The sequence below is a fragment of the Paraburkholderia caffeinitolerans genome (assembly GCF_902859945.1).
GTDB classification, from domain to species: domain Bacteria; phylum Pseudomonadota; class Gammaproteobacteria; order Burkholderiales; family Burkholderiaceae; genus Paraburkholderia; species Paraburkholderia caffeinitolerans.
In genome coordinates this window covers 38,029-60,291 of sequence record NZ_CADIKL010000002.1, presented here as the reverse complement: position 1 = coordinate 60,291, position 22,263 = coordinate 38,029, and the positions used below count along the sequence as shown (strand labels likewise).

Annotated in this window: 21 protein-coding genes; 9 read left to right on the top strand and 12 right to left on the bottom strand. The window is 64.3% G+C overall.

Going from position 1 to position 22,263, the window contains the following annotated elements; translation table 11 throughout:
- The first annotated feature begins 21 nt into the window (after window positions 1-21).
- Window positions 22-1,215, top strand: a complete 1,194-nt coding sequence (locus HV773_RS01900) for an acyl-CoA dehydrogenase family protein (protein WP_129564313.1) — start codon at window positions 22-24, stop codon at window positions 1,213-1,215.
- A gap of 25 nt (window positions 1,216-1,240) precedes the next feature.
- Window positions 1,241-2,371, top strand: a complete 1,131-nt coding sequence (locus HV773_RS01895) for an acyl-CoA dehydrogenase family protein (protein WP_129564312.1) — start codon at window positions 1,241-1,243, stop codon at window positions 2,369-2,371.
- 279 nt (window positions 2,372-2,650) lie between these two features.
- Here HV773_RS01895 and HV773_RS01890 read toward each other — a convergent pair whose 3' ends face one another.
- Window positions 2,651-3,640: an NAD(P)H-dependent flavin oxidoreductase gene (locus HV773_RS01890; RefSeq protein WP_129564311.1), complete on the bottom strand. Its 990-nt coding sequence runs from the start codon at window positions 3,638-3,640 to the stop codon at window positions 2,651-2,653.
- A gap of 48 nt (window positions 3,641-3,688) precedes the next feature.
- Window positions 3,689-4,567 (bottom strand): crotonase/enoyl-CoA hydratase family protein, encoded by an 879-nt coding sequence (locus HV773_RS01885; protein ID WP_129564310.1) that lies wholly within the window; start codon window positions 4,565-4,567, stop codon window positions 3,689-3,691.
- Window positions 4,568-5,186: 619 nt separating this feature from the next.
- Here HV773_RS01885 and HV773_RS01880 point away from each other — a divergent pair.
- Genes HV773_RS01880 through HV773_RS01870 form a run of 3 tightly spaced genes read left to right on the top strand, consistent with a single transcriptional unit; the run spans window position 5,187 to window position 8,104 of the window.
- Window positions 5,187-6,344: a CaiB/BaiF CoA transferase family protein gene (locus tag HV773_RS01880; protein WP_129564309.1), complete on the top strand. Its 1,158-nt coding sequence runs from the start codon at window positions 5,187-5,189 to the stop codon at window positions 6,342-6,344.
- A gap of 55 nt (window positions 6,345-6,399) precedes the next feature.
- The gene (locus tag HV773_RS01875) at window positions 6,400-7,149 is read left to right on the top strand and encodes an electron transfer flavoprotein subunit beta/FixA family protein (protein ID WP_129564308.1); all 750 of its coding nucleotides are present in this window, start codon (window positions 6,400-6,402) and stop codon (window positions 7,147-7,149) included.
- 10 nt (window positions 7,150-7,159) lie between these two features.
- Entirely contained in the window at window positions 7,160-8,104 is a 945-nt protein-coding gene (locus HV773_RS01870; RefSeq protein ID WP_129564307.1) for an electron transfer flavoprotein subunit alpha/FixB family protein, read from the top strand.
- Window positions 8,105-8,175: 71 nt separating this feature from the next.
- On the opposite strand, the gene HV773_RS01865 is transcribed toward HV773_RS01870, so the two are convergent.
- From HV773_RS01865 to HV773_RS01835, 7 genes are all read right to left on the bottom strand, one after another.
- A complete protein-coding gene (locus HV773_RS01865) occupies window positions 8,176-8,340 on the bottom strand; it encodes a hypothetical protein (protein WP_160113512.1) in 165 nt (54 codons plus the stop codon).
- 196 nt (window positions 8,341-8,536) lie between these two features.
- The gene (locus HV773_RS01860; protein WP_129564306.1) at window positions 8,537-9,628 is read right to left on the bottom strand and encodes an MBL fold metallo-hydrolase; all 1,092 of its coding nucleotides are present in this window, start codon (window positions 9,626-9,628) and stop codon (window positions 8,537-8,539) included.
- 175 nt (window positions 9,629-9,803) lie between these two features.
- A complete protein-coding gene (locus HV773_RS01855) occupies window positions 9,804-10,628 on the bottom strand; it encodes an SDR family NAD(P)-dependent oxidoreductase (RefSeq protein WP_129564305.1) in 825 nt (274 codons plus the stop codon).
- A 35-nt stretch (window positions 10,629-10,663) separates the two neighbouring features.
- Window positions 10,664-11,080 carry a MaoC family dehydratase gene (locus HV773_RS01850; RefSeq protein ID WP_129564304.1) on the bottom strand — a complete coding sequence of 139 codons (417 nt, stop codon included), beginning with the start codon at window positions 11,078-11,080 and terminating at the stop codon, window positions 10,664-10,666.
- Between the two features lie 13 nt (window positions 11,081-11,093).
- Window positions 11,094-11,534, bottom strand: a complete 441-nt coding sequence (locus HV773_RS01845) for a MaoC family dehydratase N-terminal domain-containing protein (RefSeq protein ID WP_129564303.1) — start codon at window positions 11,532-11,534, stop codon at window positions 11,094-11,096.
- A gap of 25 nt (window positions 11,535-11,559) precedes the next feature.
- Window positions 11,560-12,747: a lipid-transfer protein gene (locus tag HV773_RS01840; protein ID WP_129564302.1), complete on the bottom strand. Its 1,188-nt coding sequence runs from the start codon at window positions 12,745-12,747 to the stop codon at window positions 11,560-11,562.
- A 37-nt stretch (window positions 12,748-12,784) separates the two neighbouring features.
- Window positions 12,785-13,924 (bottom strand): acyl-CoA dehydrogenase family protein, encoded by a 1,140-nt coding sequence (locus HV773_RS01835; RefSeq protein WP_129564301.1) that lies wholly within the window; start codon window positions 13,922-13,924, stop codon window positions 12,785-12,787.
- 373 nt (window positions 13,925-14,297) lie between these two features.
- Here HV773_RS01835 and HV773_RS01830 point away from each other — a divergent pair, with 373 nt between their 5' ends.
- Both HV773_RS01830 and HV773_RS01825 read left to right on the top strand, forming a co-directional pair.
- Window positions 14,298-15,524, top strand: coding sequence for a porin (locus HV773_RS01830; protein ID WP_129564300.1), 1,227 nt, complete (start codon window positions 14,298-14,300; stop codon window positions 15,522-15,524).
- A gap of 97 nt (window positions 15,525-15,621) precedes the next feature.
- Window positions 15,622-15,987, top strand: a complete 366-nt coding sequence (locus HV773_RS01825) for a BON domain-containing protein (RefSeq protein WP_129564299.1) — start codon at window positions 15,622-15,624, stop codon at window positions 15,985-15,987.
- 62 nt (window positions 15,988-16,049) lie between these two features.
- Here HV773_RS01825 and HV773_RS01820 read toward each other — a convergent pair whose 3' ends face one another.
- Window positions 16,050-17,030 (bottom strand): LysR family transcriptional regulator, encoded by a 981-nt coding sequence (locus HV773_RS01820; protein ID WP_227875475.1) that lies wholly within the window; start codon window positions 17,028-17,030, stop codon window positions 16,050-16,052.
- Between the two features lie 29 nt (window positions 17,031-17,059).
- Here HV773_RS01820 and HV773_RS01815 point away from each other — a divergent pair, with 29 nt between their 5' ends.
- Entirely contained in the window at window positions 17,060-18,277 is a 1,218-nt protein-coding gene (locus HV773_RS01815) for an MFS transporter (RefSeq protein WP_129564298.1), read from the top strand.
- A gap of 31 nt (window positions 18,278-18,308) precedes the next feature.
- Window positions 18,309-19,193, top strand: a complete 885-nt coding sequence (locus HV773_RS01810) for an alpha/beta fold hydrolase (RefSeq protein ID WP_129564297.1) — start codon at window positions 18,309-18,311, stop codon at window positions 19,191-19,193.
- Window position 19,194: 1 nt separating this feature from the next.
- On the opposite strand, the gene HV773_RS01805 is transcribed toward HV773_RS01810, so the two are convergent.
- Both HV773_RS01805 and HV773_RS01800 read right to left on the bottom strand, forming a co-directional pair.
- On the bottom strand, window positions 19,195-20,514 hold the full coding sequence (locus tag HV773_RS01805) for an MFS transporter (protein ID WP_129564296.1): 1,320 nt from the start codon (window positions 20,512-20,514) through the stop codon (window positions 19,195-19,197).
- Between the two features lie 408 nt (window positions 20,515-20,922).
- Window positions 20,923-22,263, bottom strand: coding sequence for a type II toxin-antitoxin system HipA family toxin (locus HV773_RS01800; RefSeq protein ID WP_129564295.1), 1,341 nt, complete (start codon window positions 22,261-22,263; stop codon window positions 20,923-20,925).

The window sequence follows — 22,263 nt, the reverse complement described above, 5'->3', positions numbered from 1 at the left end:
AGTTAGCAACGAGGATAACACTTGGAACACCTAAATAAATTCAGACAGGAGACGCGTTCCTGGCTCGAAGCGAACTGTCCGCCGGAAATGCGCGAACCAATGCTCGGCGAGGGCGACATCTGCTGGGGTGGGCGCAAGTTCGCGTTCCAGTCGCCGGCGCAGCGTCAGTGGCTCGCACGAATGTGCGAACGCGGCTGGACCGTGCCGGAATGGCCGCGCGATTATGGCGGTGGCGGACTCACGCGCGACGAAGCGAAAGTGCTGCGCGAAGAGATGCAGTCGCTCGGCTGCCGGCCGCCGCTCAAGAGCTTCGGCATCTCCATGCTCGGCCCGGCGCTGCTCAAGTACGGCTCGGACGCGCAAAAGCGCGAGCACCTGCCGCGCATCGCGCGCGGCGAGATTCGCTGGTGCCAGGGCTATTCGGAACCGAACGCCGGCTCCGATCTGGCCGCGATCCAGACACGCGCCGAGGACAAGGGTGACCACTACGTCGTGAACGGCCAGAAGATCTGGACCTCGTACGCGGACAAGTCGGACTGGATTTTCTGCCTCGTGCGCACCGACTCCAAAGCACCGAAACACGCGGGCATCAGCTTCGTGCTGTTCGACATGGACACGCCAGGCGTGAGCACGCGCCCGATCACGCTGATCTCGGGGAAGTCGCCGTTTTGCGAAACGTTCTTCGACGACGTGCGCGTTGAAAAAAACAACCTCGTTGGCGAGGCGAACGCGGGCTGGGAGATCGCCAAGTATCTGCTCACGCACGAACGCGAGATGATCGGCGGCAATGCGGCCGGCGCCGCCGGCGGCGTGAATCCGGCGGTGGGCGCGACGGCAGTGGCCGCGATTGGCCGCAACGCGCTCGGCGAGCTCGACGATACCGTGCTGCGCGCGCAGATCGCGGCATTCGAAATCGACGAGCTCGCGTTCGCGTGCCTGCGCAGCCGCGCCGCCGATCTCGCGAAACAGGGCGAAGGGCTCGCGGCGTTTTCGTCGGTGCTCAAGTACTACGGCTCGGAGCTGAACAAGCGCCGCTATGAGCTGCTGATGAGCGCAGGCGGCAGCGACGCGCTCGAATTGGAAGGCGAGCGCAGCCAGCAAGGCGCGCTCGCACGCGCATGGCTGCGCACCAAGGCGAACTCGATCGAGGGCGGCACGACCGAGGTGCAGCTCAACATCATCGCCAAGCGTCTGCTTGGCTTGCCTGGCGCATGAGCGCCGCAACACGAGGAATACAGCAATGGCGTTGGTATTGAATGAAGAACAGGCGATGCTGCGCGACAGCGCGCTCGGCTTTCTGCGCGAGCAGGCCCCGACCTCGCAACTGCGCAGCTTGCGCGACAGCCGCGACGAAGCGGGCTTTTCGCGCGACCTGTGGCGCGAATTCGCGAAACTGGGCTTCGCGGGCGTGCTCGTCCCGCAGGCGTATGGCGGCAGCGGACTCGGCATCGCCGAGGCGGGCGTCGTGATGGAGGCGATCGGCAGGACGCTGGCTGCCGCACCGTTCTTCTCGACGGCGATTGTCGCGGCGCACCTGATCGCGCGCCATGGCAGCGAGGCGCAACGCCGGGAGTATCTGCCCGGCATCGCCGACGGCACGCGGCTGATGGCGCTGGCTGTAGATGAGCACACGCGCCATCGCCCGCAGGACTTCGCGTTGACGGCAACGGTGCGCGGCGAGGGGTTCGTGCTGAACGGCAGCAAGACCTTCGTGGTCGACGGGCATGTGGCGGATACGCTGATCGTCGCCGCTCGCGATGAGCGTAATCCGGAGGGCGTTTCGCTGTTGCTGGTCGCGCGCGACGCGCCTGGCGTGAGCGTCGAGCGCACGGTCATGGTCGACTCGCGCAATGCCGCGCGGGTGCGCTTCGACAACGTGCAGGTCGGTAGCCTCTCGCTGGTCGGCGCAAGCGGTGAAGGATGGCCGCTGCTGGAGCACACGCTGGATGCAGCGCGCGCCGCGCTTGCCTCGGAGTTGCTCGGCTTATCTGATGAGGTTTGCGAACGAACCTTTTCCTATCTCAAGGAGCGTCGCCAGTTCGGCAAGCTGATCGGCGAGTATCAGGCGCTTCAGCATCGGGCGGCTACGCTTTACACCGAAGTCGAGCTGACCCGCGCGCTCGTGCTGCATGCTCAGCAGGCGTTCGACAGTGGGGCATCCGACGCGGCGGCGATCGTGTCCGCAGCAAAGGCGCGCGCAGGTTCGACGGTCACGCTCGCGGTGCAGGAAGGCGTGCAGATGCACGGCGGCATTGGCATGACCGACGAGCTCGATATCGGCCTTTACATGAAGCGAGCGCGCGTCGCGCAGGAGTTGATGGGCGATACGTGCTTTCACGCGGCGCGCTGGGCGCGGGCTGGAGGGTATTGAGAGGAGGGGGCAGCGGGGGGCCGTGGTTCCGGGTCACCCCCGTTACTTTTTTTGTCCAACCGTACGAACGACGCGATCTGCCGGTTGCGTTGCAGCAGCAGGGATTTTGCGCGGGCGACCGCCTTTCTAGCCATTGGCTCGGCCAGTAGATCGACGTACCACCGCCGTCGACCTCGACGTCCGCGAGTTCCGCGAGTGTCGGCTGGCGTTCCAGCAGACTGAACGGCCTTGCGCAGGCAGTTCAGTCTGCAGGCGCTGTGTCACCGTATCAAACCATGCTCAGTCAACAGACGCGAGCGCAGCGACATCGAGCGCCAGCCTCCTCCGCGCCTGCCGATACTCATTCCCCAGCCGCGCAACCAACTCCGCAGCAGGCACGACGCCCTTGACCGCGCCGATCCCCTGTCCCGCGCCCCAGATTTCCTTCCACGCCTTGGGCCGCCCATTACCGCCCGAGCTGAAGTTCATCGAAGGCGCTTCGGGTTGCGGCAGGTTGTCCGGATCGAGCCCCGCGTTGACGATGCTCGGCCGCAGATAGTTGCCGTGCACGCCCGAAAACAGATTCGTGAACACGATATCGGCCGCGCCGCTCTCGACGATCATTTGCTTGTAGGCGTCCGCCGCATTGGCCTCGGGCGTGGCGATGAAAGCCGAGCCCATGTAGGCGAGATCGGCGCCCGCGGCCTGTGCAGCGAGAATCGCATTGCCGCTCGCAATCGCGCCGGACAGCAGCAGCGGGCCGTCGAACCATTCGCGGATTTCCTGGAGCAGCGCGAACGGCGAATGCGTGCCGGCGTGTCCGCCCGCGCCCGCCGCCACGGCGATCAGGCCATCGGCGCCTTTTTGCACTGCCTTCTTCGCGTAGACGTTGTTGATCACGTCGTGCAATACGATGCCGCCCCAGCCGTGCACGGCGGCATTGACGTCCTCGCGCGCGCCAAGCGAGGTGATCACGATAGGCACCCGGTACTTCGCGAGCACCGCGAGATCGGCTTCGAGCCGCAGGTTGGACTTATGCACGATCTGGTTCACCGCGAAGGGCGCCGACGGGCGCTCGGGATGGCGCGCGTCGTATTCGGCGAGCTCCCGGGTGATGCGCTCGAGCCAGCTATCGAGGATCTCGGTCGAGCGTGCGTTGAGCGCAGGAAACGAGCCGACGATGCCCGCCTTGCACTGCGCGATGACGAGATCGGGATTCGAAATGATGAACATCGGCGAACCGACCACGGGAACGGTCAGGCGGTTTTGCAGCAGCGCCGGAAGAGCCATGTGAACTCCAGGGGGTGAGGTAGCGGAGGGGTGTCTTGTGCGCGCGCCTTATTCGAAAGCAGGCTCGCCTTGCCAGTCGAAGAATGCGGGCATTTGCTGCGATACCGAGTCTGGGAAACGGGCCGGGCGCTTTTCGAGGAACGCGGCAATGCCTTCCTTCGCGTCCGCCGACTGTCCGCGCGACTGGATCGCGCGGCTGTCCATCTGGTGCGCCTCCATCGGATGCGCAGCGCCGGCCATGCGCCAGATCATCTGGCGCGCGACCGCCACAGAGACCGGCGCGGAGTTGTCCGCGATCTCGCGTGCTAGTGCTCGGGCGGCGGGCAGCAGCTCATCGGGGGCGTGCAGCGAGCGCACGAGCCCGCGTTCGAGCGCCTCCTGCGCGCCGAACACGCGGCCCGAATAGCACCATTCGAGCGCGGTCGAAATGCCGACTACGCGCGGCAGGAACCACGACGATGCCGCCTCCGGCGTGATACCGCGACGCGAGAACACGAGGCCGAATTTGGCGTCGGTAGAGGCGAGGCGGATATCCATGGGCAACTGCATCGTCACGCCGACGCCCACCGCAGGGCCGTTCACCGCCGCGATGACGGGCTTGAGGCTGCGGAAGATGCGCACGGTCAGGCGCCCGCCGTTGTCGCGCTTGATGGCGTCTTTCGCGGTGCCGTAGCGCTTCTCGTAGTCGAACGTGGCGCCGCCTGTCGAGAGATCGGCGCCCGCGCAGAAGGCGCGTCCGCTGCCGGTGACGATCACCGCGCGCACGTTGTCGTCAGCGTCGGTGGCGTCGAACGCCGCGATCAGTTCGTCGGCCATCGGGGGATTGAAGGCGTTCAGTTTCTCAGGCCGATTGAGCGTGATGGTAGCGACGCCGTCTTCCACGGCGTACTGAATCGTTTCGAAATTGAGTGGAGTCTGGAGCGTCATGGACGATCACCTCGATTGAAAGGGGGGCTGAAAGTTACGGGCAGCTTAGCAAGTGAAATCGCGCGTTTGGACCGCTGTTTCTTTATCTTGAACGCACAACCGCCCCCCATTCGCAGGGGGTTGGATGCGCCCACGCGATCGCTATGCTCAAGTCCTGGCAGGTGTGCATCGGCGCGATTCGCCGCATGCCGCCTCATGAACGGAGCAGGGCGGGAGACAGCGATGATGGGTCACGAAAAAGCGCACAAAAAGGCGCACGGAAGGTCGTTGCGTGCGGTAATCGAAAAGTGGCTGACGCCGGAACCCGCAGCTCAGGTCGTGCTGACCCGCGTGCAGCTATGTCGTTCGACCCCGTGGCGTTGCGTGCGCGTCGAGACGGCGAGGCCGTCCGGCGGCTACGCCATCGTGTTTTTCAGGCATCGCGATGGTTCCTGGTGCGTATTTCCTCCGTCATTCACACGCCCGGCAATGGGCGGCAGCCACCCGCAGCCCACCCTTTGTGCCACCCAATGAGGGTGGTCACGCGCATACCTCCATCTGGCTTACTTGAGTGGGTGTAGCGGTTACTCATGACGGCGGTATTCGCCGGACAAAGTCCAATCAAAACGGAGACAAAGAAATGGGTGTGTTAAGCGGAATTCGCGTCCTCGAATTCGAGGCGATCGGCCCCGCCCCATTCGCAGTGATGATGCTGGCCGACATGGGCGCGGACGTCATGCGCATCGACCGGCCGGTCGAGCCGGACGACCTCGGTCCGAAACGCGAGGGCAAGATGGCCAATGTGGTGAGCCGCGGCCGGCGTTCCGTGACGCTCGATCTCAAGGACCCGCAGGCCTGCGAAGCCGCGCTCGACCTGATGTCGCGCGCAGACGTGGTGATCGAAGGCTTCCGGCCCGGCACGATGGAGCGTCTCGGCCTCGGGCCGGATCAGGCGCTCGCGCGCAATCCGCGGCTCGTCTACGGCCGCATGACAGGCTGGGGGCAGACAGGGCCGCTCGCCGCGCGCGCGGGTCACGATCTGAACTACATCGCGCTCTCGGGCGTGCTCTCGGGCATCGGGCGCGGCGCGGACAGCGCACCCGTGCCGCCGCTGAATCTGGTGGGCGACTACGGCGGCGGCGGCATGCTGCTGGCGCTCGGCGTAGTGGCCGCATTGCTGAACGTGCAGCGCGGCGGCGAAGGCCAGGTCGTGGACGCCGCAATGATCGAAGGCGCGGCGCAACTGGGTTCCGTGGTCTGGGGCCTGCTCAGCTCGGGGCACTGGCGCGAAGAGCGCTCCAGCAATCTGCTCGACGGCGGGACGCCCTGGTACGACAGCTATCGCACGGCCGACGGCGGCTATATGTCGGTTGGCGCCGTGGAGGCGCGCTTTTACGCGCAGTTGCTCGACAAGCTCGGGCTCGCCGGCGAAGGCCTGCCGAAGCAGCATGACCGCAGCGGCTGGCCGATCCTGCGCGCGCGCTTCGAAGCGGTGTTCCTGACCCGCACACGCGACGAATGGTGTGCCATTTTCGAAGGCAGCGATGCATGCGTCGCGCCGGTCCTTAGCTTCTCGGAAGCGCCGCATCATCCGCAGCACCGTGCGCGCGGAAGCTTCGTGGAGTCGGCCGGCGTGGTCCAGCCCGCACCCGCGCCACGCTTTTCCGCCACGCCGTCGAAGCTTTCCGCGCCCGCGCCAGCACGCGGCGAAGGCGGCCGCGACGCGCTGCGCGCCTGGGGTTTCGACGAAGCCGCAGTGGAGGAGCTGTGCGAGAAAGGCCTTGGCTGCAACGCTTGAGCGCCGTCGCTTCGATCAATATTCAGGACTGAGAAATTAATTTCTGGAGACAAACATGAAGGTGTTGGTAGCGGTCAAGCGTGTCGTCGATTTCAACGTCAAGGTCCGGGTCAAATCGGACGGCTCGGGCGTCGATATCTCCAACGTCAAGATGAGCATCAATCCGTTTGACGAGATCGCCGTTGAAGAAGCCGTGCGCCTGAAAGAGAAGGGCGCGGCAAACGAGGTGGTGGCCGTATCGTGCGGCGTGAGCGCTTGCCAGGAAGTGCTGAGAACCGCCATGGCGATCGGCGCCGACCGCGGCGTGCTGGTCGAAACGGATGCCGAGTTGCAGCCGCTCGCCGTGGCCAAGCTGCTCAAGGCGCTGATCGACAAAGAGCAGCCGCAGCTCGTGATTCTCGGCAAGCAGGCAATCGATGACGACTGCAACCAGACGGGCCAGATGCTCGCCGCGCTGATGGGCGCGGGCCAGGCCGCGTTCGCCAGCAAGGTCGAGCTCGCCGATGGGCACGCGGTGGTCACGCGGGAAATCGACGGCGGTCTCGAAACCGTCAAGCTCGCGCTGCCGGCCATCGTCACGACCGATTTGCGCCTGAACGAACCGCGCTACGCCACGCTCCCGAACATCATGAAGGCCAAGAAAAAGCCGCTGGATACGGTGACGCCGGAGCAACTGGGTGTGGACGTCGCGCCGCGCCTGAAGACGCTCAAGAGCGCGGAGCCCGCTGGGCGCAGCGCGGGCGTGAAGGTGCCCGACGTGGCCGCGCTGGTCGCGAAACTGAAGAACGAAGCCAAGGTAATTTGAGGGAGCTGCAATGACTGCGCAAGGCAAAGTGCTGGTCGTGGCCGAACACGATCACGTTTCAATCAAGAACGCAACGCTCAACGCCGTGACCGCCGCGTTGCAATGCGGCGCTGAAGTTCACCTGCTGGTTGCCGGCCACAATGCGGGTGGCGCGGCGCAAGCCGCTGCGGGCATCGCGGGCGTCGCGCGCGTGCTGCACGCGGATGCGCCGCAACTGGCCGAGGCGCTCGCCGAGAATCTCGCGGCGCAAGTGGTGGCGCTCGCGCCGGCTTACGGCCACATCCTGTTTGCTTCGACGAGCACGGGCAAGAACGTCGCGCCGCGCGTGGCCGCGCTGCTCGACGTCGCACAAGTTTCGGACATCACGCGTGTCGTGAGCGACGATACCTTCGAGCGGCCGATCTATGCAGGCAACGTGATCGTCACAGTGCAAAGCAGCGATGCCGTGAAGGTCGTGACGGTGCGTGCGACCGCATTCGAAGGCGCGGCCTCGCAAGGCGGTGCGGCAGCGGTGGAGCAGGTGGCCGCCGTGGCGGATACGGGCCTTTCGAGTTTTGTCGAGCGCGTGGTGGCGAAGAGCGACCGTCCTGAGCTTGCCGATGCGCGCATCATCGTGAGCGGTGGCCGCGCCATGGGCAGCAGCGAGCGCTTCAACGAAGTCCTCACTCCGCTCGCCGACAAGCTGGGTGCCGCGCTGGGCGCTTCGCGCGCGGCCGTGGATGCGGGCTTTGCGCCTAACGACTGGCAGGTCGGGCAGACCGGCAAGATCGTGGCGCCCGAGCTTTATGTGGCGTGCGGCATTTCGGGGGCGATTCAACACCTTGCGGGGATGAAGGATTCCAAGGTGATCGTCGCTATCAATAAAGATGCGGAAGCGCCAATCTTTAGCGTTGCTGATTATGGGCTTGAGGCCGATCTTTTCTCGGCAGTGCCCGAGTTGATTGCCGCGATCTAGCGAACGAAAGGAACTTCCCCGTCACGAGGCCGCGGCGAAAGCCGCGAGCCGGCGCGCGAAAGCGTTGACGTTCAGTGACGTGATGGGCGCTCACCAAAGCGCGGCACATCTGATTTCGGCTCGGGCTCCGGCGGATCAGACTGGCGCTGCGCGGTAGCCACCCGATCGAGGCGCCGGCTATCCATCGTCGTTCGCCGTTCCTTGGTCAGTGCTCGGCGTAGCTTGGACTTGAACATGGAGTTTCTCCTTGTGACTAATCTGGACGGTCTCAAGGTACAGCAGGAGCGCACCGGCGCGCAATACCCTTGGCGCATGCGACGCGCCATGCAGGGCAAGAATCTGGCTGCGCAAATGGACGTTGCCCGAGAAGAGACGTTTGGACCGCTCGCGCCTTTCGGCGGCGTGAAGCGGTCGGGTCCGGGCCGCGTAGGCTCAGGGATCCATCTCCGGCCCAAGTTGACAATGCCTCACATACCACATCGCACCATCGTCGCGCAGTTCCCTCGTCACCTCGCCGCGATGCATCAGGTAGTTCAGGCAAGCGAGACTCTCACCCGTCGCCAGCCCCATCTCGCTGATCTGCGCTTCGCCGATTGGCCGCGCGAACAGCGTGGAAAAGACATCCACGGCCCGTTTAGGTACCGTCAAGCTGCGCCGCAACCGCTCGAGACTGCGTTGCTGCCCGCTCGCCAACCGGTCGAGCCGCGCGTGCAGGCCGCGAAAGCAGTCGTTGTGCGCCGGCAGCACCAGCACATCGTCAGGCACTTGTGCCTTGAACTTTTCGATCGACGCAAGCCAGTCGGCCATCGGGTCGGCGTCCGGCTCGATGGGATACACCGAAACGTTCGATGAAATGCGCGGCAACACCTGGTCGCCCGAAATCAGGAGCTTGAGTTCGGGGCAATAAAAGCACGCATGCTCAGGCGAATGCCCCGAGCCCGTGATCACGCGCCAGATGTGCGTGCCGATCCTGATTTCTTCGCCGTCGCGCAGCCGCCGAAAACTCGCCGGCAACGCGTGAACATGCTGGCCGAAGCGGCCAAAGCGCGCCCGATAGAGATCGATCGCGTTATTGCTCCATCCTGCCTGCCGATAAAAGCGGATCGCGTCGTCGGGCGCTTCGAGGCCCGTATCGGCCATCGTCACCCTACAGTTGAAGTACTCGCCGCGCGTCATCCACAAGCGGCAGTCGTTCGTACGCGTGAGCCAGCCGGCCATGCCTGCGTGGTCGGGATGCATGTGCGTGACGAACACACGCGTCACGCGGCTTCGCTCGCCGCCGCGCTGAAGCCACTCGTTCCAGATCGCAGCAGCGGGGTCGGTGCGCAAGCCGGTGTCGATCACGGCCCACCCGTCTTCCTCCGCGATCGCCCAGACGTTGATGTGATCGAGCGCGTAAGGCATCGGCATGCGGATCCAGTGCACGCCGGGCGCGACTTCGAGTGTGCCGCCCGGTGCGGGCGGCGCTTCGAACGGATAGACGAGGGCGCCAGGCGCCGCGGGCGAAGCGGTATCGTCGTTCATCGCATGGGATCCTGATGATTGTGCGTGCATCGATTGCGGGAAAGCCCCGCAACGAGCAGGCAAAACACGAAAACGGCCCGTGCAAGGACGCTGGAGCATCCTTGCACGGGCCTGTTGACCACGCTCCGGGCCGCGAACCGCGTCGCGCCAGAAAGCGTAGAAGCATGCCTAAACTTTACTGCACGTTGCCTGCCACGGCAATCGTCTGGCCGGTGATGTAGTTCGACTCGGGCGTGCAGAACAGATACACGCCGCCCGCGGCTTCCTCAGTCGTGCCACCGCGACCGAGCGGATTGCGTTGCGCGTGCGTCTTCAGCATTTCGGGGTTCAGGCCCACGCGAATTTCACGCCCGTCGATAGTGACGGTCGCGCCAGCCTTCGCGTCGGCGGACGTCATACGCGTGAGAATCAGACCGAATGCCACCGCGTTGACGTTCACGTTGAAGCGGCCCCATTCGCGAGCCAGTGCGCGCGTCATGCCGATCAGGCCGGCCTTCGCGCCCGAGTAGTTGAGCTGGCCCGCGTTGCCGTTCAGCGCGGAAACGGACGAGATGTTGACGATCTTGCGGTAGACGCTGCGGCCCGCTTCCGTGTCCGCGGCATGGAGCGCCTTGATATGCGGATAGGCCGCGCGCAGGATGCGGAACGGCGCGGTCATATGGCAATCCATGATGGCGTACCACTGCTCGTCGCTCATCTTCTGGACCACGTCGTCCCACGTGTAGCCCGCGTTGTTGACGATGATGTCGATGCCCTTGAAGTTGCTCATCGCGGTGCCAATGAAGCGATCGGCGAAGTCGGGCGCGGTGACGTTGCCCACGCAGGCCACGGCTTCGGCCCCCATCTTCTTGAGTGCTTCCACGGTCTCGTGCGCGGGATCGGCGTCGAGATCGTTCACGACGATGCGCGCGCCTTCGCTCGCGAGCTTTTCCACGATTGCGCGGCCGATGCCACGGCCCGAACCGGTAACGAGCGCCACCTTGCCGTCGAGTTTGCCCATTTCACTGCCTCCTGCTGATGTTCGATGTGGGGTGTTCAGAGAGCGACTACCGCGTCGCCAACGACGCGCGGTTCGCCATACTGGTTAGCGGTCTGGATTTCGAGGCGCACGCGTTTCTCGCCATCGGCTTCGAACTTCTCGACCACGCGCCCGGTGCACGTGATCTGGTGGCCGAGATGCGTGATGCCGACAAAGCGCACGCCGAACTGGCGCAACTGGCGCTGATCGACCCACTGCGTGAGCAGGCGGCCGAGCCAGGCCATCGAGAGCATGCCGTGCGCGAACACGTCGGGCATGCGGGCCTTGCGTGCGTAGTCGATGTCGATGTGGACGGCGTTGTGGTCGCCCGAAGCGCCCGCGAAGAGTGCGAGCATCTTGCGGTCGACCGGCGGCAGTTCGAGCGGCGGCAGCGTATCGCCTACCTGGATTGCGTCGTAGTTGAGGTTGCTCATGCGTTTGCTTCCTTTAACCGTTACGCTGCACGATCACGCTGTGCAGATCCGCCACGTGTTCGCCGCGCACGTTCGTCACGCGCGTCTCGCGCACCACGAACTCGAGCGCGCCGCCTTTCTTGTCGTAGATGTCCGCGATGCGCGACTCGAACAGCAGCACCTCGCCCGCGTACGCGAGCCGGTGGTACGTGAACGACTGCTCGCCGTGCAGGATGCGCGAGACGTCGATGCCCACCTCGTCGCGCCACGACGAATCTGGCTGCTCGAATTCGAGCGAGAACAGGAACGTGGGCGGCAGCGGCAGGCCGGGGTGGCCGGCGTCGCGCGCGGCGGATTCGTCGAAGTAAACCGGGTTCGTCTCGCCGATGGCCTTCGCGAAGAAGCGCAGACGGCCCGGCTCGGCCACCGCGCGGAACGCGGGCAGTTTGCGTCCGATATGTTGTTTGTCGATCATGTCGATGGCTCCCTGCGGTACGCCGTCAAACCGACTTGTAGACCGTCACGACGCACGCGCCGCCAAGGCCCACGTTGTGCGCGAGCGCGACGCGGGCGCCTTCGACCTGGCGCTCGTCGGCATTGCCGCGCAACTGCTGCGTGAGCTCGTAGCACTGTGCGAGGCCCGTTGCGCCAAGCGGATGGCCCTTCGAAAGCAAACCGCCCGAGGGGTTCACGACCCATTCGCCGCCGTAGGTGTTGTCGCCGTCGTTGACGAGCTTTTCGGCTTCGCCTTCGGGGCACAGGCCAAGCGCTTCATAGGTGAGCAGTTCGTTCTGCGCGAAACAGTCGTGCAGTTCGATGACGTCGATGTCCTTTGGACCGATGCCGGCTTGTTCATACGCGATCTTCGCGGCGGCCTGGGCCATGTCGAAGCCCACTACGCGGATCATGTCCTTCGCGTCGTAGGTGCTCGGCTGGTCCGTGGTGAGCGCCTGGCCGGCGATCAGAACGTCGGTGCGCAGGCCTTTGCGCTTTGCGAAGGACTCCGACACGACGATGGCCGCGGCGCCGCCGCAGGTCGGGGGGCACGCCATCAGGCGCGTGAGCACGCCGTCCCAGAGCATGGGCGCGGCCATCACGTCCTCGGTCGTGACGACATTGCGGAACACGGCGAGCGGATTGCGCGCCGCGTGGCGGCTCGCTTTCGCGCGGATGGCAGCGAAGGTTTCGAGTTTGGTGCCGTACTTCTTCATGTGCGCCATACCCGCTCCCGCGAACTGGCGGATCGCGTTGCTGAGTCCCTCTTGCTTGCCGACCAGTTCGTCGACCACGACGTTTGCCCGTTCGAGCGCGCTGGCGCGGTCGGTCCAGACCGACTTCAGCGCGCCAGGCCCCATGTACTCGAAGCCCACGGCGAGGGCGCACTCCACCGCGCCGCTCGCGACGGCCTGGCGTGCGAGAAACAGCGCCGACGAACCGGTCGCGCAGTTGTTGTTCACGTTGATGACAGGGATGCCGGTCATGCCGACTTGATAGAGCGCCTTCTGGCCGCTGGTCGAATCGCCGTAGACGTAGCCCGCGTAGGCCTGCTGAACGTCGTCGTAGTTCAGGCCAGCGTCGGCCAACGCCTGGCGAATTGCCGTGGCGCCCATCGCGTCATAGGTTTCGCTGGTGCCCGGCTTCTTGAACGGAATCATGCCGACACCGGCAACGAATACATTACGGCTCATGTGTTGTCTCCTTGTTTAGAGGTACTGGAATTTTGGATCAGAGCTTGCGCGAGATGAGGTCGCGCATCACTTCGCTCGTGCCGCCATAGATGCGCGTAACGCGGGCGTCGACAAACGCGCGGGCCACGGGATATTCGAGCATGTAGCCGTAGCCGCCGTGCAACTGCACCATCTCGTCGAGCGCGCGGCCGAGCGATTCGGTCGCGAAAAGCTTGGCCACGGCCGCTTCTTCGAGCGTGAGGCGACGGCTCATGTGCTCGGCCAGATAGTGATCGACCATGAGGCGCACGGCGATGGCCTGGGCCTTGATGTCGGCCAGCTTGAATTTGGTGTTCTGGAAGTCCCACACGGTCTGGTTGAACGCGCGGCGGTCCTTCACGTAGTTGATCGTGTGATCAAGGCTCGCTTCGAGCCGTGCGGCCGCGCCGATCGCAATCGACAAACGCTCCTGCGGAAGCTCGCCCATCAGGTAGGCGAAGCCCATGCCTTCTTCGCCGAGACGGTTCGAGACCGGCACGCGCACGTCGTCGAAGAAAAGCTCGGCCGTGTCCTGCGCGTGCATGCCCACTTTCTCGAGCTTGCGGCCGCGCCGGAAGCCCGCGCGGTCCGCTTCCACGACAATCAGGCTCACGCCCTTCGCGCCGGCGGTGGGATCGGTCTTGCAGATCACGATGATCAGGTCGGCGCTCAGGCCGTTGCTGATGAAGGTCTTGCTGCCGTTGATGACGTATTCGTCGCCGTCGCGGATCGCGGTGGTGCGCACGGCCTTCAGGTCGCTGCCGGTGCCGGGCTCCGTCATGCCGATCGCGAGAATATATTCGCCGCTGCAGCACTTGGGCAGCCACTTCTGCTTCTGCTCTTCATTGCCAATGCGCGCGATGTACGGGGCGATGATGTCCGAGTGCACGCCAAAGCCGAGACCACTCAGGTTCAGTCTGCTGACTTCTTCGTTCAGGACCGCGGCGTGCCCGAAATCGCCTCCGCCGCCGCCATATTCGGTCGGCAACGTCGTGCAGAGCAGACCCTCACGGCCGGCCTTCAGCCACGTTTCGCGGTCGACCTTGCCGGCCTTGTCCCATTCGGCCTGTTTCGGCAGGCACTCCTTTTCCAGAAAGCGGCGCGCGGAGGTGCGCAGCATCTCATGATCGTCACGAAAAACGGTACGGGTAATGTGCATTGCGGATGTCCTGAAGATTGGGCCAGCGTTCGTTCGCGAGGGGCCGCAGCCGCTTGACTGCCCGGCTCGAACCCCGTGAGCCAAGAATAGAGATTCGCAATCGGGTCGGGCACCACCCACGCAAGGGGGGAGTGGGTGCCCGGAAGTTGCACGCATCCATTCGTATCAAGCACGCACGCCGTTTTGCACGCGTTCATCGGGGTATTCCCCTCCCACTCCTGGAGGGGAGGTGTATCGCCCCCCTGTCACCGGCACCATGAGGGCGCTGACAAATCCATTCGGAAAGGCCGACGCGTCGTGGGGAGGGGGCTGCACTGGCCAGGGTTGACATTCCGCGTCCACCGGATGCGGCAAACATAATAAGGAGACATGCATGCGGTTTGTAACTAAGAGCATTTACGGCGCTGTGCTGATATTGGCGGCGGGCAGCGCATCGGCACAGTCGAGCGTGACGCTTTACGGCGTCGTCGATGCGTTCGTGCAGTACTCGATGAACGGCCCCGGCACCAAGGGTGGCCCCGGCACGGCCTATGTGCCGGGCAGTCATACGTTCGCAGAACGAAGCGGTGGCCAGACAGGATCGATGTTCGGGATCAAGGGCACCGAGGATCTCGGCAACGGCCTGAAAGCCATCTTCGACGTCGAGAACGGTTTCAACGTGAACAACGGCACGTTCTTCGCCGATTCGACGACGTTGTTCTATCGCCAGTCGTGGGTAGGGCTGAAGCACGACGAGTGGGGGCAGCTCACGTTCGGCCGGCAATACCAGCCGAGCTTCATCGCGGTCTATCCCACCGATCCGTTTCGCGGCAACGAGGTGCTGTCGCCCCTCGCGGCGCTCGACCTAGCGGGCGCGCGCGACCGCGCGACGCTCGCCACGCAGTATGTTTCGGGGCGCACCAGCAACTCGATCGTCTACCAGTCGCCCGATTGGCGCGGCTTGCGCTTCTACGGCATGTACGCGTTCGCCTCCACGGTGACGCAACCCATTCCGATGACCTCGGGCAACATGCTCGACGTGGCGGCGACGTATTCCGGGTACGGGCTCTTCGTCGGTCTCGCCTATCAGTTCCAGCACGGCGGCCAGGAAACCGCCTCGCTTGGGGCCTATCCGGCCGGCACGCCGCTGGCCGGCCAGCCGCTGCCCGCGAGCACGTTCAGCCTCGTCTCGACCGCGCATTACACAGCGGCCCTCGCATACCGGATCGGCATCGTGAACCTGCAGTTCAACTACAGCTATAACAGCCCGAGCGACCCGCCGGCCGGCTCGCGCGTCACCGCGCCGGGCGTGGGCACGATCGCGCCGCTCGCTGCGCTGGTCCACCCGTACAGCATCCTCTCGGCAGGCGCAACCATTCAGGCCACGCCGGTCGACACGATCGAGTTCGCCGGTGTCTACCGCAACGTGCGTGGCGTGGACGACAACACGCCGGGCTTCGAGATCGGCGCGGAGCACTACCTGTCCAAGCGCACGAGCCTGTATCTGCGCGCGGGGTACATGAAGAACAACGGCATCGCGAACGTGAGCTGGCCCGGCATGACGGCTGCGGACGGCTCGAAGCAGGTGGTGGCCGTGATGGGCATGACACACCGGTTCTAATGCGGCGACGACCTCGCGCGGCACGGCTTCATGCCGTGCCGCGCGCTGTTTGTGCCCTGATGCATTTGCCGAACCACGACGACAACAGAGGACAACAATGAAGACACATCACGCGAAATATCTGGTTGCAGGGTTCTTGATCGCACTGACGTCGGTCGGCGCCAGCGCACAAGGCGACGCTTCCGCGCCCCCGACGACGGGCACCGCTTCGGGCGCGGGGGCCGTCAGCGACGCCAAGGCCGCGAAGGCCGCTGACCGTGCGCTGCAAAAAGCCGTAATGCGCGCGCTGAGCAAGACCAAAGGCCTGCGTGTATCCACGATTTCGGTGCGCGCGCGCAACGGCGTCGTGACGCTTGAAGGCCAGGTGCCCGAGCAATCGCAGGCCGAACTGGCGACCAGGGTGGCAGAGGGCGTGCAGGGTGTGACGCAGGTGAAGAATGCGCTGACGCTCTCGTCGATATAAGGGCAAACCGTTCGACTGCGTTGGCGCCTTTTACACCTTTTGCACGTTTTACGCCCGGGTCGCTACAACTTCTCGTTGCTCAACGCGGCTGCCAGGAAATCGATCAGCAGCCGCGTTCGCTGCGGCATCTTTTTCGTCCGCGCCCATATTGCGTTCAATGGCATCGATTCGATGGCGTAGTCGGTAAGCAATAGCTCCACGAGCCCCGCATCCAGCCAGTCCCGAATCTGCCAGTACGCAGCGACACCTATTCCCAGACCGTTCGCGACGCCGGCATTCACACCGGACACCTGATCGCTTTCGAAGCGGCCCTTTACGTTGACGTCGATTTTTCTGCCGTCACGCGAGGTAAAGCTCCAGCGCGCCGCGTGCGCGTTGCCGCTGCGGATCACGCATTCGTGTCTCGCGAGATCGGCCGGGTGAGCGGGGCGTCCGTGTTCCGCAAGATAGCGCGGCGCCGCGAACGCCACGCGGCGGATCGTGCCGATACGGCGGGCGACCAGACCCGAATCCGGTATTTCGCCAATGCGAATCATGACGTCCGCACCACTTTCGACCGGATCGACAAACTCTTCGGAGAGCGCCAACGAAAGCTCCAACGAAGGATGGCGCTGCAGATATTCAGCAACAAGCGGTGCAATGTATTTTGGGCCGAATAGGGTCGACGTATGGACCCGCAATCGGCCCGTCAGTCGATGCGCTTCTTCCGCCAACTCCGTACGCGCAAGTTCGAGCCCGGACAAAGCCACCTTGACGCGTTCGTAGAAGCGCATGCCGGCCTCGCTCGGCACACAGCTGCGCGTGGTCCGCACGATCAGCGTCGTGCCGTGCGTCTGCTCGAGCAGTTGCAGCGAACGGCTTACCGCTTGCAACGAGCGGCCGAGCCGGCGAGCGGCACGTGTCAGGCTGCCTTCGTCGACAACGGCTACGAAGACTTCGAGCTCACGTAAGGCATCCATACGCGGATTCTCCCGGAATGATTGAGAATGTATCCAGATTCTGGAGGATTGTAGTTTGATTTCGTGAGGGTAGTATCGGGCCATCCCCCTTCGAGGCGTAACCGGACACCACCATGCAATCGCCCGATATTCGATGTTCCTGTCTGCCTGCCGCCACGCAGTCCTCTGTGCCGGTCGTATGGTTTGCCGCCATGGTCGCGGTCGCCGTATTGCCGCTCTATGCGTCGCAAACATTGCTTGTTTCGCTAGAGGCGTCGTTGCATCTCGGTTCGCTGGCAACCCTCATCACCGGCCTGACGATGCTCGGCTACGCAGTGGGTCTCGTGACCCTCGTACCGTTGACCGACCGCTTGCCTAACCGGCCGCTGATCGGCGCCACGCTGCTGGCACAGGTCATCTGTCTGCTCGCAGCAGCGCTTGCCCCGGTTGCATCGACCTTTCTCGTGGCCGCTTTCGCACTGGGCGTTACGGCGAGCGTGGTCCAGATGCTGGTGCCCGCCGCGGCCTCGCTCGCACCTGCGGCATCGCGAGGCGCAGTGGTCGGCAACGTCATGGGCGGCCTGATGCTCGGCATCATGCTGTCACGGCCGATTGCGGCATTCGTGGGCGGCATGCTCGGTTGGCGTGCGTTCTACGCCGGAGATGCGGTCGTGCTTGCAGGGGTTGCGCTGGTCGTTATGAGGCGTCTGCCCGACGTGCGGCCCACCGGCACACTGTCGTATCGGGCCTTGCTCGCTTCGATGGCGCAGCTCGTCGCACGCGAGCCTGTGCTGCGTCGCCGGGCGCTCTATCAGGGCCTCCTGATGGCGGGCTTCAATCTGTTCTGGAGCAGCGTCGCGATCGTGCTGACGCGCGCGCCACTGCACCTGGACAGCAACGCTGTCGCGGCTTTTGCGCTGGCTGGCAGCGGAGGCGTGATAGCCGCGCCCATCGCCGGACGAGCCGCGGATCTCGGGCGGGCAAGGGCGGCAGCGTTCGTTGCCCACGGTCTCGCGCTCGCCGCCATAGCGATTGCCGCGGCCGGGATGCATCAGGGCATCCCGCACGTCGTGACAATCGGCATGCTGGCCGTGGCTGCACTGCTGATCGACGGCGGCGTGGTAGGGGATCAGAGCATTGGCCGCCGCGCCATCAACCTGCTCGCGCAGGAGTCTCGAGGCCGTGTCAACGGCCTTTACACCGGTCTTTTTTTTGTGGGCAGTGCGGTTGGCGCCACACTCGCCGGGCCCGTGCTCGCCCGTTTCGACTGGCCAGGCGTGTGCGCGGCGACGTTCGCCTTCTTCGCGGCCGCCACGGTGCTCCATCTCTTCGACACCAGCCACAGGTCCTGATCGATCACCCGACAAAATACGGAGAACGAACATGTCCGCCTTACATACCGAAATGCGCCACCGCAGTGTCGTAGTCGACGGACTCGACATCTTCTATCGCGAGGCCGGTCCACAAGACGCGCCAGTCATTCTTCTGCTGCACGGCTTCCCATCGTCGTCGCGCATGTACACAACCCTGATGCCGCGACTCGCCGACACGTACCGCCTCATTGCGCCGGATTATCCGGGCTTCGGCCATAGCAGCGCGCCGCCCCCCGACCAATTTGCCTATACGTTCGATCATCTCGCGGACGTGATGACACACTTTGTCGAAGCGCTTGAACTTGGCGACTACGCGCTTTTTGTGCAGGACTACGGCGGCCCGGTGGGATTCCGGCTGGCGCAGCGCTGGCCTGAGCGCGTGCGCGCATTGATCGTGCAGAATGCGGTCGCACACGAGGAAGGACTGGGCCCGCTCTGGAACACGCGCAAGGCATTCTGGCGGGATCGCGCAACGTACGAACCCGCGCTACGGGCCAACCTGCTTTCGTTCGAAGCGACGCGGCTGCGTCACGTGGGCCATAGCCCGAACCCGGAGCGCTACGACCCCGACAGCTGGACCGACGAGTTTTCGTTTCTCACCCGGCCCGGTCAGATCGACATCCAGACTGAACTCTTCTACGACTATCGAACCAATGTAGAGCGCTATCCCCAATGGCAGCGCTTTCTACGCGAACATCGGCCACCGACGCTCGTGCTGTGGGGGCAATATGATCCCTCTTTTGCAGTGGAGGGCGCGCATGCATATGGGCAAGACGTACCCGACGCGGAGATTCATCTGCTCGAAGGCGGTCATTTTGTGCTCGACGAAGCCAATGACGAAGCCGCCGCGCTCACGAGACGTTTTCTCGCCGCGCGGTGGGCGCCCGCGATCTGATTCAAGCCGTAACAGCCGCTGCGGAGCCCTTCAATGTGTGTTGCGCGCGCGCCGGGTGGAGCCACCTGAGCGCGCAGAGCGAAACGCCGATCATCAAGGCCGCGCCCACGGCGAAACCAATCTCATACGCGTGGCTGGTCCCGCTGCCATACACCTGCACGATACGTCCCATGACGGCGGGGCTGATGGCTGCACCCAGGCTCGCAACGGCGGTGTTGATCGCCACCATCGAAGCCCGTTGAGCCGTGGGCACCATTTCCGCGAGCAAAGCCGGCGTAACCGACAGGCAGACTGCGGGCAGAGCGCTGGCCACGGCATACAGCACCACCTTCGCCGCAGCGGAAAGATCGACCATCGCGAGAGCGATCAGGAGCAGCGCGGCGGCAATCATCGCCACACAGATCAGTTGAACACGCGCCTGACGTGAACTCGCTCCGCCATTGAGCATGCGTTGCGAAAGCCAGCTCAAGCCGATATTGCCGATGGAAATGGCAAGGATCACCAGTGCGAAGCAGCGGCCAGCGGCGACGCCGCCGTAGCCGAGTCCTTTTTCGAACCACGTGGGAAGCCACGTGATGGTCTGTCCCAGCAGCCAGTAGGCGGCGAAGCAGAGTAGAAAAACACACAGTATGGAACGATCGGTGAGCAGCCTGAAATAGGGCTGTCGTTGTGCATCAGGCACGTCGACCGCCTCGGCTTCGGAGGCGGCTACGGCGCTTGCCGCGCGCGGCGCGCCGTCGAGCGTGCCTTCGCGTCCGAAGCAGAGCCACAGCACACACCAGACCACGCCGATGGCGGCAAGCAAGAAGAAGTTCGTACGCCAGCCCCAGTGTTTCGTAATGAGCGGGATGGCCAGGCCGGCCAGGATCATGCCCATAGCCGCGCCCTGGTTGATGATTGCCACGGGCACATTGCGGTGGCGGTCCGGAAACCACTTGAAGATCGCATGGACCGAGGTCGGAAACGACGGTCCTTCGGCGGCGCCCAGCACCACGCGGCAAGCGAGTAACGCAACGGCGCTGCCTGCGAATGCCTGGGGCAATTGCAGCACGGCCCAGCTAACGCCCATGGCGAGAAGAATCCAGCGCGTGGGAAAGCGGTTGGCGAGAAAGCCGACCACGATCGTCGATACGGAAAACAACCAGAAGAAACTGCCGGCCACAAAACCGAATTCCGCCGGAGACAAATGCAATTCGGCGGTCAATGGCACGGCGACCATGCCGATCACGATCTTGTCGAGGAAGTTGATCATGGCGAGGCCGGTCAGCAGCGCGGTCATGATCCATGCGGACTTCGGATTGTAGCGAGTGTGAATGGTCATCGAGAGCCTCGGAGGCATCGAGTGTTATAGCGCAAAAGCGCCGGGATTGCCGCTCGACCAGCCGGATGCGATCACGGTACGGCGGTGGAAAACCGGCGGGTACTACCCACAGGGGGTGGGCAGGGAAATCCTGAGTCATGGTGCGCTCCCGGGGGCGGCGTTGCTGCACCACGCTGGTGGTGAGCGCCGCGGCCTCGGCGGCGGCCTGCTGCCGCGCGTCGCGTTCGTCCGTCAGTCCGTCAGTCCGGTGAGGAGGCGCTCACGCAGCGCCTCGAGCACGGCGAGCCGCCCGGCCACGCGCGCCGGTTCCGCTTCGAGGCGCTGCCGCTCGGTCTGGAACGTCCTGCGCTGGTTCCCGAGTGCAGCGGACCGAAGCGCTACCCGGCGCAGAACCCGGACCTGCAGGGGTCAGCTCTTTCTCGCAGGAGCGAGAAGCTCGGAACGTCCAATCACGTCTCTCGTGCTCTCCGGCTTGTCTGAATCCGAGAATCCGGCCGACTCAAGAATGGGTGTGAGGCCCTTGAGCTCTGCTTGTGGCTTGGCACTTCGCACTGTCGCCATGCCCTCGTTCCACGCGTGCAGCATCTGCTTCGCTATCCAGTGCCATCGGGGTTCGTTCTTCGCGGCCTCGACAACCTCTTTCCCGGTTGACACGGCCGAATCGCAGAGCGCCTCCACCATCTCGCGATAGCGCCGTGGCGGGATGCCCAGCCGCGTGTTGAAGAATCGCTCCAGCGTTTTGCCCGGCGCCCAGGTCTTGCGCCCGTCGACGCTAAGCCCGGGTGGATTGCCGGCAAAGCGAGGGTAAGCCTGGGTGGTCACGATGTCGTACACGGGGGTGTACACGACGTCGTCGATGTTCGAGTAAAGAAGAGCAACGTTTTTCGAGTGGCAGTCCGCGTTGCGAACAACGTAGTTGGTCAGTATCAGCCAGCCAAGATGTTCGGCCTGCTGTCTCCAGTTCGCGCTGCTGATGTAGGGCTTTGTTGCGTTCAGCACCTGCTCTGTCGAGGGCCGATATTTCTCATGCGGAGGGAGACCGAGGAGACTGCATGCGTCCTCGACGCCGTATGCAGGCATGCCATTTTCATCGACATCGAAGCGGTCGACGACCAGCACACGCCCGTCGTCAGACAGGGTTGTTCTTGCCACTCGAGCGACGTCGAGCCTTGCGAGCACCCGCATTGTGTAATGCTCATTGAACCCAAGGTAGGGGGTCTGCTCGTCGGAACCCTTGATGATGTGCCGGCTGGTGCGCAGCGTCTGCTTGCCGACTGGCGTTTGCGCTGAGGAAACCTCCGGCGCCAGGAACTTCGGCACCGCGCCCGAGATGGCGGCGCGCGCGTAGTACCTCACCAGCTCCGCGAAGTGCTGGGTCGAGACATCCTGATGAAGCAGGGTATTCAGGTCAAGCGGGTCGAGCTCACCACCGGGCTGGCCGCCCTCAGGCGCCACTGTCACGCGGCCAATGCCGGCGCCGCCTATGACGGCGAGCAGCGACAGGTCCGTTCCGTCGAGGAGTGGGCCGAATTCCTCACGAATGACCTCAAGAAGGAATCCTTCGGGCAGGTTCTGGCGAAAGAATGGGTGCAAATCGCGGGGCCACACCCACGGCTCTTCGCGAACAGGCATGGTCAGGCTGACGAAGTCCTCGGGTGACGCGTCCGTGCTGTAGCGAAGCGCATAATTGTCTTGAAGGCGGTACAACCGCGCGACAGGCTTGCCCTTGACGTAGACGTGAAGGCGCAT

Coding starts and splice junctions, on each gene's coding strand:
- HV773_RS01895 (WP_129564312.1), top strand. CDS start 1,241: ATGGCGTTGGTATTGAATGAAGAACAGGCGATGCTGCGCGACAGCGCG.
- HV773_RS01890 (WP_129564311.1), bottom strand. CDS start 3,640: ATGGCTCTTCCGGCGCTGCTGCAAAACCGCCTGACCGTTCCCGTGGTC.
- HV773_RS01885 (WP_129564310.1), bottom strand. CDS start 4,567: ATGACGCTCCAGACTCCACTCAATTTCGAAACGATTCAGTACGCCGTG.
- HV773_RS01880 (WP_129564309.1), top strand. CDS start 5,187: ATGGGTGTGTTAAGCGGAATTCGCGTCCTCGAATTCGAGGCGATCGGC.
- HV773_RS01875 (WP_129564308.1), top strand. CDS start 6,400: ATGAAGGTGTTGGTAGCGGTCAAGCGTGTCGTCGATTTCAACGTCAAG.
- HV773_RS01870 (WP_129564307.1), top strand. CDS start 7,160: ATGACTGCGCAAGGCAAAGTGCTGGTCGTGGCCGAACACGATCACGTT.
- HV773_RS01865 (WP_160113512.1), bottom strand. CDS start 8,340: ATGTTCAAGTCCAAGCTACGCCGAGCACTGACCAAGGAACGGCGAACG.
- HV773_RS01860 (WP_129564306.1), bottom strand. CDS start 9,628: ATGAACGACGATACCGCTTCGCCCGCGGCGCCTGGCGCCCTCGTCTAT.
- HV773_RS01855 (WP_129564305.1), bottom strand. CDS start 10,628: ATGGGCAAACTCGACGGCAAGGTGGCGCTCGTTACCGGTTCGGGCCGT.
- HV773_RS01850 (WP_129564304.1), bottom strand. CDS start 11,080: ATGAGCAACCTCAACTACGACGCAATCCAGGTAGGCGATACGCTGCCG.
- HV773_RS01845 (WP_129564303.1), bottom strand. CDS start 11,534: ATGATCGACAAACAACATATCGGACGCAAACTGCCCGCGTTCCGCGCG.
- HV773_RS01840 (WP_129564302.1), bottom strand. CDS start 12,747: ATGAGCCGTAATGTATTCGTTGCCGGTGTCGGCATGATTCCGTTCAAG.
- HV773_RS01835 (WP_129564301.1), bottom strand. CDS start 13,924: ATGCACATTACCCGTACCGTTTTTCGTGACGATCATGAGATGCTGCGC.
- HV773_RS01830 (WP_129564300.1), top strand. CDS start 14,298: ATGCGGTTTGTAACTAAGAGCATTTACGGCGCTGTGCTGATATTGGCG.
- HV773_RS01825 (WP_129564299.1), top strand. CDS start 15,622: ATGAAGACACATCACGCGAAATATCTGGTTGCAGGGTTCTTGATCGCA.
- HV773_RS01820 (WP_227875475.1), bottom strand. CDS start 17,030: ATGGCCCGATACTACCCTCACGAAATCAAACTACAATCCTCCAGAATC.
- HV773_RS01815 (WP_129564298.1), top strand. CDS start 17,060: ATGCAATCGCCCGATATTCGATGTTCCTGTCTGCCTGCCGCCACGCAG.
- HV773_RS01810 (WP_129564297.1), top strand. CDS start 18,309: ATGTCCGCCTTACATACCGAAATGCGCCACCGCAGTGTCGTAGTCGAC.
- HV773_RS01805 (WP_129564296.1), bottom strand. CDS start 20,514: ATGACCATTCACACTCGCTACAATCCGAAGTCCGCATGGATCATGACC.
- HV773_RS01800 (WP_129564295.1), bottom strand. CDS start 22,263: ATGCGCCTTCACGTCTACGTCAAGGGCAAGCCTGTCGCGCGGTTGTAC.